14 protein-coding genes and 1 tRNA gene are annotated in these 17,596 nt (G+C 56.8%); 10 read left to right on the forward strand and 5 right to left on the reverse strand.

Annotation, left to right across the window (positions count from 1 at the left end; translation table 11 throughout):
• Positions 1-12 precede the first annotated feature (12 nt).
• The gene (locus AC2FHW_RS05180) at positions 13-633 is read right to left on the reverse strand and encodes a thiamine phosphate synthase (protein WP_142633562.1); all 621 of its coding nucleotides are present in this window, start codon (positions 631-633) and stop codon (positions 13-15) included.
• A 153-nt stretch (positions 634-786) separates the two neighbouring features.
• Here AC2FHW_RS05180 and AC2FHW_RS05185 point away from each other — a divergent pair, with 153 nt between their 5' ends.
• The 4 genes from AC2FHW_RS05185 (at position 787) to AC2FHW_RS05200 (ending at position 4,904) form a co-directional block, all read left to right on the forward strand.
• Positions 787-1,530: an RNA methyltransferase gene (locus tag AC2FHW_RS05185; protein ID WP_281972025.1), complete on the forward strand. Its 744-nt coding sequence runs from the start codon at positions 787-789 to the stop codon at positions 1,528-1,530.
• 62 nt (positions 1,531-1,592) lie between these two features.
• The gene (ctaA, locus tag AC2FHW_RS05190) at positions 1,593-2,738 is read left to right on the forward strand and encodes a heme A synthase (protein ID WP_271947315.1); all 1,146 of its coding nucleotides are present in this window, start codon (positions 1,593-1,595) and stop codon (positions 2,736-2,738) included.
• A 5-nt stretch (positions 2,739-2,743) separates the two neighbouring features.
• Entirely contained in the window at positions 2,744-4,213 is a 1,470-nt protein-coding gene (locus AC2FHW_RS05195; protein ID WP_271947314.1) for a carboxypeptidase M32, read from the forward strand.
• Positions 4,214-4,409: 196 nt separating this feature from the next.
• Positions 4,410-4,904, forward strand: a complete 495-nt coding sequence (locus AC2FHW_RS05200) for a hypothetical protein (protein ID WP_271947312.1) — start codon at positions 4,410-4,412, stop codon at positions 4,902-4,904.
• Between the two features lie 140 nt (positions 4,905-5,044).
• Here AC2FHW_RS05200 and gyrA read toward each other — a convergent pair whose 3' ends face one another.
• Positions 5,045-7,741, reverse strand: coding sequence for a DNA gyrase subunit A (gene gyrA, locus AC2FHW_RS05205; RefSeq protein ID WP_496821540.1), 2,697 nt, complete (start codon positions 7,739-7,741; stop codon positions 5,045-5,047).
• A gap of 224 nt (positions 7,742-7,965) precedes the next feature.
• Between gyrA and AC2FHW_RS05210 the strand changes: the two genes are divergently transcribed.
• Both AC2FHW_RS05210 and AC2FHW_RS05215 read left to right on the forward strand, forming a co-directional pair.
• Positions 7,966-8,235 carry an usg protein gene (locus tag AC2FHW_RS05210; protein WP_142633572.1) on the forward strand — a complete coding sequence of 90 codons (270 nt, stop codon included), beginning with the start codon at positions 7,966-7,968 and terminating at the stop codon, positions 8,233-8,235.
• A 103-nt stretch (positions 8,236-8,338) separates the two neighbouring features.
• A complete protein-coding gene (locus AC2FHW_RS05215; protein ID WP_496821526.1) occupies positions 8,339-9,034 on the forward strand; it encodes a lipid-binding SYLF domain-containing protein in 696 nt (231 codons plus the stop codon).
• Here the strand turns inward: AC2FHW_RS05215 and AC2FHW_RS05220 are convergent, their stop codons facing one another.
• Positions 9,035-9,988, reverse strand: a complete 954-nt coding sequence (locus AC2FHW_RS05220) for a radical SAM protein (RefSeq protein WP_496813479.1) — start codon at positions 9,986-9,988, stop codon at positions 9,035-9,037.
• Between the two features lie 163 nt (positions 9,989-10,151).
• On the opposite strand from AC2FHW_RS05220, the gene zwf reads away from it, so the two are divergent.
• From zwf to AC2FHW_RS05240, 4 genes are all read left to right on the forward strand, one after another.
• Positions 10,152-11,600 (forward strand): glucose-6-phosphate dehydrogenase, encoded by a 1,449-nt coding sequence (gene zwf, locus AC2FHW_RS05225; RefSeq protein ID WP_496728327.1) that lies wholly within the window; start codon positions 10,152-10,154, stop codon positions 11,598-11,600.
• Positions 11,597-12,268, forward strand: coding sequence for a 6-phosphogluconolactonase (pgl, locus tag AC2FHW_RS05230; RefSeq protein ID WP_142633575.1), 672 nt, complete (start codon positions 11,597-11,599; stop codon positions 12,266-12,268). Before zwf ends, pgl begins: the two co-directional genes overlap by 4 nt.
• Positions 12,269-12,272: 4 nt before the next feature.
• Positions 12,273-13,886 carry a glucose-6-phosphate isomerase gene (gene pgi / locus AC2FHW_RS05235; RefSeq protein WP_496821528.1) on the forward strand — a complete coding sequence of 538 codons (1,614 nt, stop codon included), beginning with the start codon at positions 12,273-12,275 and terminating at the stop codon, positions 13,884-13,886.
• Between the two features lie 151 nt (positions 13,887-14,037).
• Positions 14,038-15,657 carry a long-chain-fatty-acid--CoA ligase gene (locus AC2FHW_RS05240; protein ID WP_271947299.1) on the forward strand — a complete coding sequence of 540 codons (1,620 nt, stop codon included), beginning with the start codon at positions 14,038-14,040 and terminating at the stop codon, positions 15,655-15,657.
• An 83-nt stretch (positions 15,658-15,740) separates the two neighbouring features.
• Here AC2FHW_RS05240 and AC2FHW_RS05245 read toward each other — a convergent pair whose 3' ends face one another.
• A complete protein-coding gene (locus AC2FHW_RS05245) occupies positions 15,741-17,204 on the reverse strand; it encodes a flavin-containing monooxygenase (protein ID WP_496821530.1) in 1,464 nt (487 codons plus the stop codon).
• Positions 17,205-17,521: 317 nt separating this feature from the next.
• A tRNA-Asn gene (locus AC2FHW_RS05250) sits at positions 17,522-17,596 on the reverse strand.

Genomic DNA, 17,596 nt, shown 5'->3' on the forward strand with positions numbered 1-17,596 from the left:
CTCACATCCTGCTCAGCCCATGGCGGTGATCAGGTCGTTCAGTCCAGCGGCCGGGTCATCTTGTGACCAGATCTCATCCCCGATGCCAAAGAAATCGGTGCAGGGGCTGAGGTCACGGATCAATTCGGGGGTCAGGCCGCCTTCTGCCACAACCGGCACTTCGATCATCTCGGACCACCACTGGAACAGATCGAGCTCGGCCACGGTTCCGTCACCCAAAGAGGACGTACCAACCGGGCCAAAAGCCACATAATCCGCCCCGGCCTCACCAGCCGACATGCCGTCATGGCTGGAGGTGCCGCAGAAGCAGCCGACAATGGCATCCGCACCCAATTCCTTACGCACATACCGGACCGAGCGCGCGCCATCATCCAGATGCACACCATCCAGGCCCAGACGCTGGGCCAACAGGACATGGTTGGAAATCACCAGCGCCACGTCCCGCGTATGTGCCACCTCGCGACAGGCATCAGCGGCGCGGGCAATCGTATCCTCGTCATTTCCCGCAAGGGCCAGACGGATGCAGGCGATTTCGGTGCTGTCCAGAACGCGGGCCAGTTGGTCGGGGAACGTGCTCAACGTGATGGTCGGCGGGGTGATCAGGTAAATCTGCGGCTGCTCGGGGGTGTCCATCGGCGCGTCCTTAGCTTTAAGTCTTTTGCGCGGTTTAGCGGATTGCGGGCCGGAAGCAAACTTTTATGCCTGTTTCAGGCAGAATTGGCGCCGCCAATGGCTTGCCCTGCGTTGGCGCGACGATTACAGCAGGCGCAGTTTTCGGAGACAATCATGCCAAGCGACAAATCCCAGCCCTCATTTGTGCTCGTGCGCCCGCAGATGGGTGAAAATATCGGTGCCGCCGCGCGGGCGATGTGGAATTTCGGGCTGGACCGGATGCGGATCGTGGCCCCACGTGATGGCTGGCCAAACCCCAAGGCGGTGGCCATGTCCAGTGGGGCGGGCCGTCTGCTGGATGAGGCGCAGCTGTTTGACGATCTGGCTGGCGCGCTGTCTGACAGTACCTATGTCTTTGCTACTACGGCCCGCCAGCGCGGGTTGACCAAGCCGGTCTTCAGCCCCGAACGCGCTATGCAGATCGCGGCCGAAAAGGTCGCTGCGGGCGAAAAAGTCGCCGTGCTGTTCGGCCCGGAACGGGCAGGGCTTGAGAATGAGGATATCGCCAAGGCCAATGCCATCATCTCGGTCCCGGTGAATCCGGAATATGCCTCATTGAACCTTGGACAATGCGTGTTGCTGACCGCCTATGAGTGGATGCGCCAGACAGGCGACGTCGTGCATGAGGCAACCGATCTGGGCAAAGGCGACTGGGCCACAGGCATCGAGGTCGAAAAACTGGTCGAACATTATGAAGACCGGCTGGAAGAGGCGGGGTTCTTTTACCCGCCTGAAAAAGCCGAAAGCATGAAGACCAATCTGCGCAATCTGTGGTCACGGATGCGGATGACGCGGGCGGATGTGCAGATGTTGCACGGGGTCATGCGTCAGATGGTCCGTTGGAAAGACAAAGGGTAAGGCTGGACCTCGTCCCATGGTGGTCCTAGCTTGCAACGAAATTCAAGACACATGAGGAACGCATGAGCGGCAAGCGCAGCATCTTCGAAGAGGTCTCAGACTCTGAAAAACAACAAGCGGTTCAACCTGGTATGATTGACCGGGGCCGCGGTGGTGCGCGTAAGGCTATCCGGGCCTGGCTGATGATCCTGTTTGCGCTTGTGGTTGTGATGATTGCGGTGGGTGGGCTGACCCGCCTGACCGATAGCGGGCTGTCGATCACCGAATGGCGCCCGCTCACCGGGGCTGTCCCGCCGATGACCGAAACCGACTGGCAGGCCGAGTTCGACAAGTACAAGCAAATCGACCAGTGGCGCATCCAAAACCAGTGGATGGAGCTTGCGGACTTCAAATCCATCTATTGGTGGGAATGGGGCCACCGGCAGTTGGGCCGTGTGATCGGGCTGGTCTGGGCGCTTGGCTTTTTCGGGTTCCTTATTGCCCGCAAGATACCAACAGGCTGGACCGGCAAGCTGATGATCCCCGGTGCTTTGGGTGGGATTCAGGGAGCGGTTGGCTGGTGGATGGTTGCGTCAGGCGTGACGCAGGGCGAGGGGATGATCGCCGTTGCCAGCTATCGCCTGGCGATCCATCTGGGTCTGGCCTTTGTGATCTTGGGTTTCCTCGCCTGGTATATGTTCGAACTTGGCCGGGATGAGCGTGACCTGATGCAGGCCCGCCGCGCGAAAGAGGCCAAACTGTTTTCCCTGTCTACCGGCCTGATGCATTTCGCATTCCTGCAGATCCTCATCGGCGCACTTGTCGCAGGTATCGACGCTGGGCGGTCTTATACCGACTGGCCATTGATCGGCGGGCAGATTTTCCCGCCGGACGCGGCGATACTGGAACCGATGTGGCGGAACTTTTTCGAAAGCCCCGGGCTTGTGCAGTTCATCCATCGTTGCGCGGGTTATCTGCTGTTGATCTTTGCCATCGTTGTCTGGCGGCGTGGCAATTCCAGTGCGCATCCGCAAACGCGCTTTGCCTTCAACATGATGTTCGCTGCCTTGTCGCTGCAGGTGGTTGTCGGGATCATGACCGTGATCTACGCGGCCCCCTGGCAGATCGCCATTTTCCATCAGTTCATGGCCGTGATCGTGTGGACTCTGATCCTGCGTGCGCGCTTCCTGACAGCCTATCCCATCGCAACTTCGATCCGCGGAGCCTGACCCAGATGACTGCCTATGATAAACTGATGGCCTTCCAACGTGAAACTTCAGCCCTTGGTCAGATTGCCGGGCGTCTGGGATGGGATCAGGAAACAGTTATGCCGCGCGGCGCAGCACCGCAGCGCGCAGAAGAAATGGCCGCGATCGAATCTGTTTTGCATGCCCGACGGTCTGATCCGCGTGTGGCAGAGTGGCTGGAGCAGGCCGACCCGCAGGACGATGTCGCCCGCGCGCAACTGCGCGAGATCCGCCGGTCCTATGAGCGGACCGTGAAAGTGCCCGCCGATTTGGCCAAGACCATCGCACGCGTTACCTCAGCCGCGCAGGGCACATGGGCACAGGCGCGCGCCGATGAGGATGTGGCGGCCTTTTTGCCCGTGTTGGAAGAGGTTGTGGCGCTCAAACGTCAGGAAGGTCAGGCCCTGGCACAGGGCGGTGATGTCTATGACGCCATGGTCGAAGATTACGAGCCCTATACGACCGGCACTCAGATCGCTGCGATCTTTGACCAGATGCGTCCGCGTCTGGTGGCATTGCGAGCAGCCGTACTGGATCAGCCCGGACCGGCCGCCCTGACTGGGACGTTTGACTCAGCGACCCAGATGCGCCTGTCACAGAAGCTGGCCACCGGATTCGGTTACGACCTGAACACTGGCCGGGTCGACAAGGCCGTTCACCCGTTCAGCTCGGGCAGCGGATTGGACGTGCGGATCACCACGCGCACCAGCGAGACCGATCCGTTCAACTGTTTCTATTCAACCATTCACGAGGTCGGCCACGCCGCCTATGAACAGGGCATCGACCCGGCCTACCTTTTGACCCCGCTGGGGCAGGGCGTGTCGATGGGCGTGCACGAAAGCCAGAGCCGGATTTACGAAAACCAACTGGGTCGATCACGCGCCTATACCGGCTGGCTGTTTGGCCAGATGGTCGAGGCTTTTGGCAGTTTCGGCGTCGCCGATGCCGATGCGTTCTATGCCACGGTCAACCGGGTCCATAACGGCTATATCCGCACCGAGGCGGATGAGGTGCAGTACAACCTGCACATCATGCTGCGCTTTGATCTTGAGCGTGCGTTGATGAGCGGCGATCTGCAGGTCAGAGACCTTGAGGGTGCATGGAATGACCGGTTCAAGGCCGATTTCGGCTATGCGGTTGATAAGCCCTCGAACGGGTGTCTGCAGGATGTCCATTGGTCCGTCGGTCTGTTCGGGTATTTCCCGACCTACTCGCTGGGCAATGTCTATGCCGGATGCCTGAATCAGGCTCTGCGATCCGCGCTGCCCGATCTGGATACTCAACTGGCCGAGGGTGACACGTCGGGCGCCACCGGTTGGCTGCGCGAAAACCTCCAACGCCACGGCGGCCTTTTCGCCCCACGCGAGATCATCCAACGCGCAAGTGGAATGGAACCGGGTCCAGAACCACTGTTGGAGTATCTGGAGCAAAAGTTTGGATCGTTGTACGGGTTGTGATAGTGGGCCTAACTGGGCCTGACCAGACAACGCACTCAATCGTACACCCAATTCGTGATAGGAGACGAAAGCTTGCTCTGAGCCCAAACCTGCCGAGAAAGCGCCAACCTGCTTATAAGTTGACACTTGTCAAGGATCGAGACTTTTAGTTCACCTACTCTGACAATGGATTGTCCACTACTTAGGCGCTTCCGACATGAACGGATTTATCCAAATTGGTATAGCAATCAGTATTATAGTTTGGGCAGTTCCCTCAACTGCCCAGAGGGCGAATCCCCATTTGATCTACGAAGAGAATTGCGCATCTTGTCACCTGCCGCATGCAGGAGATTTTGTCTCCGAAAAATTGATTGTGTCAGAAAGCGGCATTGTCGGAAAAGCTTCTGGTCGTCCCGTCATTGATTATCTGAAGGCAGGACACGGCGAGTTGTCAGACGAAGAAATCAATGTGCTGATAGAACAGTTTGAGTTCATCCAAGAATCTGGCCGTCTATTCCAAGAAAAATGCATTATTTGCCACGACAACGCCGCCGAATTTGCGCGCCAAAAGTTGATCTTGCGCGATGACATAGTTACGGGCCGGTACACAGACAGAGATGTCGCAGAGTTTTTGTTGCAGCACGGACGGCTTGATGCTTCTGAGGCACAAAAGATGGTTGAGGTCCTTATGCGCCAACTTCAGGTAAAATAAAGAGCATCAAAATACCACGCGATGCAGGTCGGTTCTTAGCCTTAATTCGGGCATTAGGTCTATGCATTGATAGGCAGTTTTGTCCGCACACCAGACACCCAGAAACATCGCCGAGGCCAGAGAGCCTCGGCTTTCATTGCTTATTCTTCCGTCTCGTCCTCATCACCCTGATCTGCGATCCAGGCAACGGATACGACCTCTTCGCCTTTGCCGGTGTTGAACACCTTCACGCCACCTGCTGACCGCGAGCGGAATGAGATGCCTTCGATCGGGACCCGGATCGACTGACCCTTGGACGTGGCCAGCATGATCTGATCTTCGATATCGACCGGGAACGACGCCACAAGTGCCCCGCCGCGCATCGCCTTATCCATCGCCGCAACACCCATGCCACCGCGCCCGCGAACGGGGTAGTCGTGGCTGGAGCTCAGCTTGCCCGCACCGCCCGTGGTGATCGTCAGGATCATGTTCTCGGCCGCAGACATCTCGGCATAGCGTTCCTGCGTGATGGTGCCGGGGGTTGCTTCATCCTCATCCGTCTCACCGTCATCGGCGATGCCTGCCACTGCGCGGCGCATCTTGAGATAGGCGGCGCGTTCATCCGGATCAGCTTCAAAGTGGCGGATCACCGACATCGAGACGACACGGTCGCCACTGCTCAGCCTTATGCCCCGAACACCGGTGGATTCGCGTGAGTTGAACACGCGCACATCAGTGGTGCGGAATCGGATTGCGCGGCCCGAATTGGTGACCAGCATCACATCTTCGTCTTCTGAGCAGATGCGTGCATTCACCAGTTCGATGCCTTCGGGCAATTTCATCGCAATCTTGCCGTTGCGGCGGACATTGGTGAAATCCGACAGTCGGTTCCGGCGCACATCGCCTGCGCTGGTGGCAAAGATGATCTGCAGGTTTTCCCATTCTTCGTCCGGCACATCCACGGGCATGATCGCCGCGATGGACACCCCGGTCGGAATCGGCAGGATGTTGACAATGGCCTTGCCCTTGCCAGTGCGCCCCGACTGCGGCAGACGCCAGGTCTTGAGCTTGTAGACCATCCCGTCAGTGGTGAAGAACAACAACTGTGTATGCGTGTTCGCCACGAAAAGGTTGGTAACGACGTCCTCTTCCTTGGTCTGCATTCCCGACAGGCCCTTGCCACCACGTTTTTGCGCCCGGAAATCGGCCAGCGGAGTACGCTTGATGTAGCCGCCCGACGTGACGGTCACGACCATATCCTCACGCTCGATCAAGTCCTCGTCTTCCATGTCGCCGGACCAATCGACGATCTCGGTGCGACGGGGCACGGCAAACTGTTCACGAACGCTGCGCAGCTCATCCCCGATGATCGACATGATGCGCTCTCGCGAGGACAGAATATCCAGGTATTCCTGGATCTTACCCGCCAGTTCTTCCAGTTCGTCCGTAACCTCTTTGACACCGATCTGGGTCAATCGCTGCAGGCGCAGGTCGAGGATCGCGCGGGCCTGAACTTCGGTCAGGTTATAGGTGCCGTCGTCGTTCATCATGGACAGAGGGTCGTCGATCAGGCGCAGATAGCTTTCGATCTCAGCCGCGGGCCAGCGGCGGGTCATCAGCTTTTCACGCGCTTGCGCGGCGTCAGCGGATGAGCGGATGGTTGCAACCACCTCATCCACATTCGAAACTGCCACGGCCAAACCGCACAAGATGTGACTGCGTTCGCGGGCTTTGCGCAGGTCGTACGCAGTGCGACGGGCGACGACGTCCTCGCGGAAGTCAATGAAGGAGGTCAGGAACCGGCGCAGAGTCAGTTGCTCGGGTCGCCCACCATTCAGCGCCAGCATGTTGCAGCCAAACGAGGTTTGCATCGGCGAAAAACGGAAAAGCTGGTTCAATACAACTTCGGGCGTGGCATCACGTTTCAGTTCGACCACCACGCGTACGCCGTTACGGTCGGATTCGTCCTGAACGTGGCTGACGCCTTCAATCCTCTTCTCACGCACGGCCTCGGCGATCTTTTCGATCATCGAAGCCTTGTTCACCTGATATGGAATCTCATCAACCACGATGGCATAGCGGTCTTTGCGGATTTCCTCGACGCGGGTCTTCGAGCGAATTATGACGCTGCCGCGCCCTTCCAAATAGGCTTTGCGCGCGCCGGACCGGCCCAGCATTACGCCGCCGGTCGGGAAGTCGGGGCCTGGAACATACTCGATCAGCTGCTCGGACGTCAGATCGGGATCGTCGATCAGGGCGAGGGTGGCGTCGACCACCTCACCAAGATTGTGCGGCGGGATATTGGTCGCCATGCCCACGGCAATGCCGCCAGCGCCGTTGACCAGCATGTTCGGGAACCGTGCGGGCAGGACTGTCGGCTCTCTGTCTTTGCCGTCATAGTTGTCCTGAAAATCGACGGTGTCTTTCTCGATATCCGCCAGCAGAGAGGCGGCGGGCTTGTCCATCCGCACTTCGGTATAGCGCATGGCCGCCGGGTTGTCGCCGTCCATCGAGCCAAAGTTGCCCTGACCGTCCAGCAGCGGCAGCGACATCGAGAAATCCTGAGCCATCCGCACCAACGCGTCGTAGATCGCGCTGTCGCCGTGTGGGTGGTATTTACCCATTACGTCGCCGACCGGACGGGCCGATTTGCGATAGGATTTGTCATGGGTGTTTCCGGTCTCGTGCATCGCGTAAAGGATGCGCCGATGTACCGGTTTCAACCCATCGCGCAGATCAGGAATCGCACGGCTAACAATGACCGACATCGCATAGTCCAGATAGGACGTGCGCATTTCGGATTCGATGGAGACCGTCGGGCCACCGTAAACGGGGCGTTCTGGTGGGTTTTCTTCCATATTTTCAGGAACTTCTGGCGTATCGCTCACGTAAACTGCCCGTTCTGTATGCAGACTCTATATCTTGTGGATACACCTTATCAGACCCGGCACATAAGGTGCAAGCAAGCAACCATTTTGCAAGTGAGAAACTCCGGTAACATCACGGTAACATATTGTTAACTAAGGATTAGGGTGTTTTCGTGATACAATAGGGGGACCTTGCAATTAATATTGAGGTCGAAATGGAGCGCAGCGAAACGGAATTGATGCTTAAAGGATATGGGCTGACAACGGCGGAATTATTCTACCACATGCCCGACTATATCCATGTTCTAAACACCTTCATCTGGCAGGAATACGATCTGGCGCCGGATCATCCGAAACTGTTCGAGTTCATTGATTTCTGGCAGCGAGAGATCGAAGGCCCCTTACATTCCGTAAAATTCACCCACCGTAAGATGATCGCGCCCGGAGAGTGGCGCAATCAAGTTGGCGAGTTTCGGGTGAATTAGCCGCCCTGACAGATTATTGGCTGTGTAACGAAAGGGCGTGTTCCATTTGATTTTCTTAGGCTAGGGTCGTGTCCAAACCATTGATCAGCTAAGGAAATGCCGCATGCCCAGAATGTTGCTGTTTGTCGCCGCCGTTTTGCTTGGTGGGCCAGTCGCCGCTGAGGGAGTTTTGGACAAGATCAAAAAAGGCGCGTCAAACGCGGCTGACGTTGTAGGGCAAGGGGCCGAAACCGTTGGCGAGACAATCGATAAAGGCGCGAAAGCTGTTGAGGGTACGGTTGACTCGACCACCGAATTGCTAAGCAATGAGGCCACTCCGGAAGAGACGCGCGCCAAGCTGGACACATTGGCCACGCAGATTCTGGATCAGTTGCTGGCCGAAGATCCCGAAGCGCGTGCGCTGTACGAGGTCTGTGCCGGCTATGCCGTGTTCGACTCGCGCAAGGTTACGGTGTTTCCAGTCTCGGCTGGGTATGGGCGGGGTGTGGCGGTGTCAATGGACACCGACCAGCACACATATATGAACATGGGAACAGGCGGCGTGGGTGGCGCGATCGGCATCGGCGGCTTTGAATCCAAGTTTGTGATCATGTTCGAAACCCCTGCTGATCTGGATAAGTTCATCACCCAGGGCTATGACGCGACGGCCGAAACCCGCGCCATGTACGGCGATGAAAACACGACGGAAACCGTGCGCTTCACCGATGGCCGGTCTTTTTTTGAACTGTCCAAGAAAGGGTGGCGCGTGGCAGCGGGCGCGTCGGGCTCAAAGTTCTGGAAATCGCCGGAACTGAACTGATCACCCCGAACAGCTGGCCCCGCCCAGGACGCAGAATTTGGCGCAATGCGGATGGTTCAGATGCACGTCCGCTTCCGCCTCGGCCAGCGTATGGCCCATCTCGAATTCCGGCTCATAAGGCAGCAGCGTGCAGGCCAGAACAGCCGGTTTTTCAGCGCCTTTGCGTTTGACCACCATCCGGGCGCTGGCACACATCACGGATGCAGGAGATTTGTTCAGGATACCCCAGCAGGCGGTGGTGATTTCCGGCACTTCCACGGTCTCGTCCATTTCCGGGAAAAGGACCGTTCGCGCAGGGTCATGCGCGTCGATGCCAAACCCGTGGTGGTTGAATAACGTAGCATATCCCTGACGGCTTTTTTCATCGTCCTCGCCCCATACGGTTCTGCCGGCAACAGCCATCCGGAATCCGCCATCGCGTAGCCACTTCATACCTTCCACGGTTTTGTCAAAACTGCCTTTGCCACGTTCCTTATCGTGCAGGTCGGCACGATAATGGTCGAGCGATACCCGCAGCGTCAGTTTCCCAGCGTAGTCGCGCTGAAGTTCAGTCAATCCCTCGCGCATCTTCTGGCGCATCATTGGCCGCATGGCGTTGGTCAGGATCAACACCTCATAGCCGCGTTCCAGCGCAGCGCGCGCCATCTCGATCATGTCGGGGTTCATGAACGGCTCACCACCGGTAAAGCCAATCTCACGCACGGGCCAGTTTCTGTCTTCGATCTGGTCCAGATAGTCTCGCACTTCATCCGCCGAGATATAGACCAACGCATCATTGGTCGGGCTGCTTTCGATATAGCAGTTGACACATTCGATGTTGCACAAAGTCCCGGTATTGAACCAGAGCGTCTCGGGGTTGGTCAACGCCACCGAGGCACGAGTCTGGCCATCCGCTGTCACCAATTTGTTTTGAAACTTGCCGATATTGACGATCTGAGGGGCGTTGTCTTTCATTCCGGTTTCCGGTTCTTTTCTGTTGTCACCTTGAATTAGAGGTTTCAGACCGTTTCGCAAAGTGAGACATGGGTGAGCTGACAGAGAATTGATGTCGCGGAAATCCGCAAAAATGGTTGCGCTAACATTGGACATTGAGCATAGGGCAAGGTAAGGAAAACACATGGTTTCTCGCGTCATACCTGTAGACCCCTTTGATCTGGTCATTTTTGGCGGAACCGGCGATCTGGCGCAGGGTAAAATCCTGCCTGCTCTGTTTCGCCGGTTTTGTGCTGGCCAGTGGGCTGAAGGCGCGCAAGTAATCGGGGCGGCCAGAACGGATTACGACCGTGACAAGTTCCGCAATTTGGTCCGCAACTCGCTTGAGGCACATGCCGGACGACACAGTCAGGACACCGCTGCACTGAACGCGTTTTTGCAGCGGGTTGATTATGTGACATTGGATGCTGTTGCGGATCATGGCTGGGTCGAGCTTGCGCAGAAACTTCAGCCGGATCGGGTTCGGGCGTTCTATTTTTCGGTGGGGCCGCGGTTGTTTGGCCCTCTGGCGGAACGGATCGAGGCTTATGATCTGACTACGCCGCAGACGAGGATCGTGGTTGAAAAACCCTTTGGCCATGATCTGGAAAGTGCGCGAGCTTTGAATGCCACGCTGGCCGCGCATTTCAGGGAAAGTCAAATCTATCGAATCGACCACTATCTGGGCAAGGAAACCGTCCAAAACCTGATGGCTGTTCGGTTCGGCAACATGTTGTTCGAACCACTTTGGAACAGCCAGTATGTCGACCATATCCAGATCACCGTAGCCGAATCCGTCGGAATTAACGGCCGTGAAGAGTATTACGAGCGCGCAGGCGCAATGCGCGACATGATGCAGAACCACCTGATGCAGCTTTTGTGCCTGATCGCCATGGAACCTCCGGCCAAGTTCGACCCGGATGCGGTGCGTGATGAAAAGCTCAAGGTCATTCGCGCTCTGGACCCAGTAAAGCCACATCATATCGTGCGGGGGCAGTTTGAGGGCGAAAGTTCAAGTTACCGCAAAGCGGTTGGAAATCCGCGCTCGACCACGGAAAGCTATGTGGCGCTGCGGGCGCATATCAGCAACTGGCGATGGGCAGGAACACCGTTCTACTTGCGCACGGGCAAGCGCCTTGTGGCCCGGTCTTCGGTGATCAACGTGATGTTCAAAGACGCGCCGCACTCGATCTTTGGAGCGGATGCCGGGCGTCATGCGAATGCGCTGTCGATCCGCCTGCAGCCAAATGAGGGCATCACGCTGAAAGTGACGATCAAAGAGCCCGGGCAAGGAGGTATGCGTTTGGTCGACGTGCCCCTGGATATGAGCTTTGCCGAGGCATTGGGCGCCGAGAACCAGGACCCGCCAGACGCCTATGAACGTCTGGTGATGGATGTGATCCGAGGCAATCAGACGCTGTTCATGCGCGGTGATGAGGTCGAGGCCGCCTGGGCCTGGACAGACCCGATCATCGCAGGATGGCAGGCGCGTGGCGACGTGCCGAAACCTTATGAGAGCGGCAGCACTGGGCCGGGCGACGCCGAGCTGCTGATGAAACGGGACGGTCGCCGTTGGCAAGGGATAAACCCATGAAAATTCAGGAATACGCCGACCGGGATATGCTAGCCATCGACGTGGCCAATGCTATCGCCGGAGATCTTGAGGCGGCGCTGCTGCATCACGATCTGGTCTCTTTTGCTGTGCCGGGCGGTACCACACCCGGGCCGGTCTTTGACGGATTGTGCGCCGCTGATTTGGATTGGGATCGGGTCCGAATTCTGCCAACGGATGAACGGTGCGTGCCCAGCGACAGCGATCGCGCAAATGCGCGGCTGATCCAAGAGCGTTTGCTGACCAATCGCGCCTCGGTCGCGCAATATGTGCCGCTGTATCTGGATGGCAAAGATCCGGAATCGGTGCTGCCCGAAATTGAAAGCTTGATTGCGCCTGTGCTGCCTCTTTCGGTTCTCATGCTGGGTATGGGCGAAGATATGCACACCGCCTCGCTGTTTCCGGGGATGGACGGGTTGGCCGCCGCATTGGACGGGCATGCGCCACCTTTGGCCGTGGCCCGACCCGAAGTTCAGCCCGAGGCGCGGATTACATTAACGGCTCCGGTCTTGGACGGCGCATTGTCTAAGCATCTGGTGATTTTTGGGGAAACCAAACGCAAGGCGCTGGACCGGGCCATGTCCCTGCATCCCAAAGAGGCGCCGATTGCTGCTGTGTTGGGCGGCATGACGGTCCATTGGGCGGAGTAGAGTTATGAACCTGGATACTCTCAAGGCATTTGCGTCAGATGGCGGTCGTTCCATTTTGGACTTGTTCGAACAAGACGTGGATCGGGCACAGGTTTTCTCGACCTCAACGGGCGATATGCTGTTTGACTATTCAAAGACGCAGATTGACGCAGATATTCGCGCAGCCCTGATCCGCCTATGCGACGAGGCGGGGCTTGCCGACAGGCGCGACGCGATGTTTGCGGGTGCCAAGATCAATGAAACCGAAGAACGCTCGGTTCTGCATACGGCATTGCGGAATCTGGATGGCGGTCCGGTCGACGTGGATGGTCTGGATGTCATGCCTGGCGTTCTGGATACGCTGCAGCGGATGCGTGTCTTTGCCGAAGAGGTGCGCGGTGGCGCGGTGGCCGGGGCAGGGGGCAGCTTTACCGATGTGGTGAATATCGGAATTGGTGGGTCTGATCTGGGACCGGTTATGGCCACGCATGCACTGGCTCCGTATCACGACGGGCCGCGGCTGCACTATGTCTCGAATGTAGACGGGGCACATATTGCCGATGTTCTACGGCAGCTGGATCCGACGCGGACACTTGTGATTGTCGCGTCCAAGACGTTCACGACCATTGAAACCATGACCAATGCCCGCACCGCGCGCGCCTGGATGGTCGATGGCGGCGGGGAGCCGGCCCGACAGTTTGCTGCGGTTTCCAGTGCTTTGGACAAGACTCAGGCCTTTGGCATTCCCGAACAGCGCGTGTTTGGTTTCGCCGATTGGGTCGGCGGACGTTATTCGGTTTGGGGGCCTGTGGGCCTGCCGGTGATGATTGCCGTAGGCTCGACGGCCTTTGACGCGTTTTTGCGTGGTGGACAGGCAATGGACGTGCATTTTCGCGCCGCCGATTGGTCCGAGAATATGCCGGTGATGTTGGCTTTGACCGGTATCTGGCATCGGCAGGTTCTGGGATATGCCAGCCGGGCCGTGCTGCCATACGATCAGCGTCTCCTGCGCTTGCCCGCATATTTTCAGCAGCTCGAGATGGAGTCGAATGGCAAATCCGTTGCCATGGACGGCAGTGCGCTGACCATTCCTTCGGGTCCGGTGGTCTGGGGTGAGCCTGGTACCAATGGTCAGCATGCGTTTTATCAGCTGATCCATCAGGGCACAGACGTTATCCCTTGCGAATTCATGGTCGCTGCCGAGGGACATGAACCTGAGCTGACCCACCATCACCGGCTGCTGCTGGCCAACTGTCTGGCCCAGTCCGAGGCGCTGATGCGCGGCCGATCGCTGGACGAGGCGCGGCAGCGCATGGCCGACAAAGGGTTGACGGGTGAAGAATGCGAACGTCAGGCCCGACATCGGGTGTTTGCTGGCAATCGTCCCTCGACCACGCTGATGTACCCCAAACTAACGCCTTTTGTTCTGGGTCAGGTCATTGCCCTGTACGAGCATCGCGTATTCGTCGAAGGGGTCCTGTTGGGGATCAACTCTTTTGACCAGTGGGGCGTTGAACTGGGCAAGGAACTGGCGACTTCACTGGGGCCAATCGTGGACGGTGCAGAAGGTACCGAGACCAAAGACGGGTCAACCGCCGCCCTTGTTGCCTATGCCATGTTGCACCGGGAAACCGAATAAAAGCCAGCTTTACAGCCCTGGCATGACGCATTCTTCTATTGTCAGACAATTAAATGCTTGGCAGGGTTTCTTTTGACCGCGCCGATTGCAGAAGATGCGTGGCAAACAAGAAGGTGCTGCAAAAAGCGGCCCCGACACAGGGAGGATGTCCATGCTGGGACAAATGATGACGCAACCGTTGCTGATCTCGTCACTGATCGAGCATGCCGATCGCTATCATGGCCAAACCGAGATATATTCTGTCGAAACTGACGGCAGCTTGACTGAAACGAACTGGTCGCAAGTCGCCGCGAACGCACGAAAATTAGGTTCTGCACTGTTAGGTCTTGGGCTGGAACCGCACGCTCGGATAGCGACATTGGCATGGAACAACCGCCGCCATCTGGAAATCTACTATGGCACTTCGGGTGCTGGATTCGTCTGCCACACCGTAAACCCCAGGCTGTTTCCAGAGCAGCTGACCTATATCATCAATCATGCGCAGGACCGGGTTCTGTTTTTCGACGCCACATTCATCCCGCTTGTCGCCGCTTTGAAGGACCAACTGACAGAGGTGCAGCATTTCGTGTTAATGGGTCCGCGGAATGATGACGCAATCGCGCAGGTTCCAGGGGTGCAGTTCTATGATGAGCTGATCGAAACCGGTGATTCCGGCTTTCAATGGCCCAGACTGGACGAAAACACAGCCTCAAGCCTTTGTTACACCTCGGGCACAACCGGAAACCCCAAGGGGGTGCTCTATTCCCATCGCTCGACAGTTTTGCACAGTTTTGGATCCAACACGCGTGACGTGATCGGGTTTTCGGCGATGGATGTGGTACTCCCAGTTGTGCCGATGTTCCATGTGAACGCTTGGGGATCGCCGTACGCTTGCGCGATGTCGGGGTCTCGGATGGTATTACCGGGACCAGATTTGCATGGCGAGGCATTGGTCAATTTGATTGACAGCTATGGGGTGACACTGGCCATGGGCGTGCCGACGATCTGGCAGGGTCTGCTGGCCTCTGCAAAGAAGTCGGGCAGTCAACTGTCCAGTCTTGAGCGCACAGTTATTGGTGGGGCCGCATGTCCGCCGTCGATGATCGAGACGTTCCGCGAAACCTATGGTGTCGATACAGTCCACGCCTGGGGGATGAGCGAGATGAGCCCGCTGGGAACCGCGAACCAGCCCTTGGCGAAACATGGAAAACTGCCCAAAGAAGAGCAGTATGGGCTTCGGGAAAGTCAGGGCCGTCCTTGTTATGGGGTCGAATTGAAAATCGTTGATGATTTCGGCAATGAGCTTCCGCGTGACGGTGAAACACAGGGAGACCTGATGGTGCGCGGATACTGGGTATTGGACAGCTATTTCATGATGCAGGATCAGGGTCTGCTGCAAGACGGTTGGTTTGCCACTGGCGACGTGGCGACACTGGACCCGGACGGGTATATGACGATCCGAGATCGCTCAAAGGACATCATCAAATCCGGCGGTGAATGGATCAGTTCGGTCGAGCTCGAAAATATCGCGGTGGCACATCCAAAGCTGGCAGGCGCAGCCGTTGTGGGTGTGCCGCATCCGAAATGGGACGAACGGCCCGTTCTTGTGGCGGTGAAAGCCGAGGGGGCAAACCCAAGCGAAGAAGAATTGCTGGCGTTTTTTGGTGGTAAGATCGCCAAGTGGCAGATCCCGGACAGGGTAGTCTTTGTGGACGCGCTGCCACTGAACGCGACTGGCAAGATCCTGAAACGCAACCTGCGGGAAGACTTCAAAGATGTGCTGAGTACCTAGCGCAAGATCACTGGCCTGGCAGACACAAGCGAGATGGTTTGCCGGGTTTTCTGACTTCGCGGCGAACGTAGATCTATAGCCCCTCAGCCTTCTGAAGTTCCACGCCTGAAATCTGCCAGTTTGGGCTTCCTCGTGCGCCTGAAATACTCGAATGAACTGCCGGGCCAGTTGGTGGTTATCCGCTCGCCATCTTTGTAATAGCTGCGCTCGATCCGCGCCCACTGACTTTTGGCAAGACGCTGTTGCATCTCGTCATCGAAACGCAATGCCGCCTCAGGTTTTACTTCGATCGTGCCGTGATCGGCCGCCTTGATAAGTTGGATGACAAAACCGATTTGCGCTTCGATCATGGCCAGAACCGTCGTGTGGCCAAGGTTTGTGTTTGGTCCGTAAATAATGTGCAGATTAGGGAATTTGGGAACCGAGATGCCAAGATAGGCCCGCGCACCACCTTCATCCCAAACATCGCGCAACAAGATACCATCACGTCCCTTGATATCAATAGCTTGCAGGAAGGGGTTGGATTGGAACCCAGTGCCAAGAATGACCACATCATGGTTGCGTTCGGTACCGTCTGTGGTCTTGATCCCGTCTTTGGTGAAACAGTCGATTCCGTCCGTCACCAACTCAACCTTGTCCTGGTTTAAAGTCTGATAGTAGCTGTCCGAGACCAAAAGACGACGCGCGCCGGGCGGGTATTTGGGCCGAAGCGCCTCGCGGAGTTTTGGGTCCGATATCGTCTTTTCCAGATGCCGGTTCAGTATGTTCTGCATCAGCATCTCGTGCAGTTTCGATCCTTTCATGACTGGAAAGATCTTGAATTCATTCTCGGCCCAAAGGCGGAACCGATAAAGTTTTTGAAGGAAAGGCATCGAACGCATCAGCGACTTGAAGCTCTCGCCATAGGTCTTGTTGCCTTTGGGCATGACCCAATTTGCCGTGCGTTGATAAACTGTCAGACTGCGTGCCTGTTTGGCGATCTCTGGGATGAACTGCAGCGCGCTGGCTGCATTTCCAATCACGGCAACCGATTTGTCCTTCAGGTCGATATCATGGCGCCATTCGGCAGAATGGAATATGGTTCCCCCGAAGAGTTTCATCCCCGGTATCCCAATACGGTTGGGAAAGTGCAACTGACCAACCGAGCAAACCACGTGGCGGCAGAGATAGGTTTCATCTCCATTGCCCCTGGTCGTCACAGTCCACATTTCACTTGTCGGATCGAAGCTTGCTGAAGTGACGGCGCAGCCAAGGCGTAAATGCGCGATCACTCCGAATGTTTCCGCACAATCCCGGATGTAATCCAGAATCTCTTTCTGTCCCGACCATTTTCGGCTCCAGTCCGGCGTTTTGCTGAAAGAGTAAGAATACAAATGCGAGGGCACATCGCATTCCGCACCGGGATAGGTGTTATGCTGCCAAGTGCCCCCAAATTCAGTGGCCTTGTCGAGTATTGCGAAGCTGTCGATTCCCGCTTGTCTGAGCTGGTAGCCCATACCAATGCCGCCAAAGCCAGCACCTATGATCAAACAGTTCACCTGCTTCATGATACTTCCTTATGCTCGTATGTCCGTTTCGCGACTTGCCAGTGGCGTTTCTGATCTGCCTGGTTTGGCTTTGGGACAAGCGTGACCGGCATAAAATCTTCTTTCAATTTATCTCAAGTTCACCTGAGCCTGCTAATAACTTGGGCCCAGACTAAGTCCTTCAATGCAAATGTAATTGGGAACTTATCCCTCAACTTTGAGTTGAATGGAATGAAAAAATTAGAGGATGAACCTTTGAAACCGTTTATCATCTGCCCTGAGTTATGGCGCACGGCCTGAGGCAGGGTGTTTTTATAGTCGTGAAGATTTTGGAAGATTGGCTCCGGCGGTAGGGATCGAACCTACGACCAATTGATTAACAGTCAACTGCTCTACCGCTGAGCTACGCCGGA

Source organism: Ruegeria sp. YTSA108, assembly GCF_059610185.1.

What these genes read in the sequence shown, in the direction of transcription:
- AC2FHW_RS05180 (WP_142633562.1), bottom strand. Translation starts at nt 633, where the DNA reads ATGGACACCCCCGAGCAGCCGCAGATTTACCTGATCACCCCGCCGACC.
- AC2FHW_RS05185 (WP_281972025.1), top strand. Translation starts at nt 787, where the DNA reads ATGCCAAGCGACAAATCCCAGCCCTCATTTGTGCTCGTGCGCCCGCAG.
- ctaA (WP_271947315.1), top strand. Translation starts at nt 1,593, where the DNA reads ATGAGCGGCAAGCGCAGCATCTTCGAAGAGGTCTCAGACTCTGAAAAA.
- AC2FHW_RS05195 (WP_271947314.1), top strand. Translation starts at nt 2,744, where the DNA reads ATGACTGCCTATGATAAACTGATGGCCTTCCAACGTGAAACTTCAGCC.
- AC2FHW_RS05200 (WP_271947312.1), top strand. Translation starts at nt 4,410, where the DNA reads ATGAACGGATTTATCCAAATTGGTATAGCAATCAGTATTATAGTTTGG.
- gyrA (WP_496821540.1), bottom strand. Translation starts at nt 7,741, where the DNA reads ATGGAAGAAAACCCACCAGAACGCCCCGTTTACGGTGGCCCGACGGTC.
- AC2FHW_RS05210 (WP_142633572.1), top strand. Translation starts at nt 7,966, where the DNA reads ATGGAGCGCAGCGAAACGGAATTGATGCTTAAAGGATATGGGCTGACA.
- AC2FHW_RS05215 (WP_496821526.1), top strand. Translation starts at nt 8,339, where the DNA reads ATGCCCAGAATGTTGCTGTTTGTCGCCGCCGTTTTGCTTGGTGGGCCA.
- AC2FHW_RS05220 (WP_496813479.1), bottom strand. Translation starts at nt 9,988, where the DNA reads ATGAAAGACAACGCCCCTCAGATCGTCAATATCGGCAAGTTTCAAAAC.
- zwf (WP_496728327.1), top strand. Translation starts at nt 10,152, where the DNA reads ATGGTTTCTCGCGTCATACCTGTAGACCCCTTTGATCTGGTCATTTTT.
- pgl (WP_142633575.1), top strand. Translation starts at nt 11,597, where the DNA reads ATGAAAATTCAGGAATACGCCGACCGGGATATGCTAGCCATCGACGTG.
- pgi (WP_496821528.1), top strand. Translation starts at nt 12,273, where the DNA reads ATGAACCTGGATACTCTCAAGGCATTTGCGTCAGATGGCGGTCGTTCC.
- AC2FHW_RS05240 (WP_271947299.1), top strand. Translation starts at nt 14,038, where the DNA reads ATGCTGGGACAAATGATGACGCAACCGTTGCTGATCTCGTCACTGATC.
- AC2FHW_RS05245 (WP_496821530.1), bottom strand. Translation starts at nt 17,204, where the DNA reads ATGAAGCAGGTGAACTGTTTGATCATAGGTGCTGGCTTTGGCGGCATT.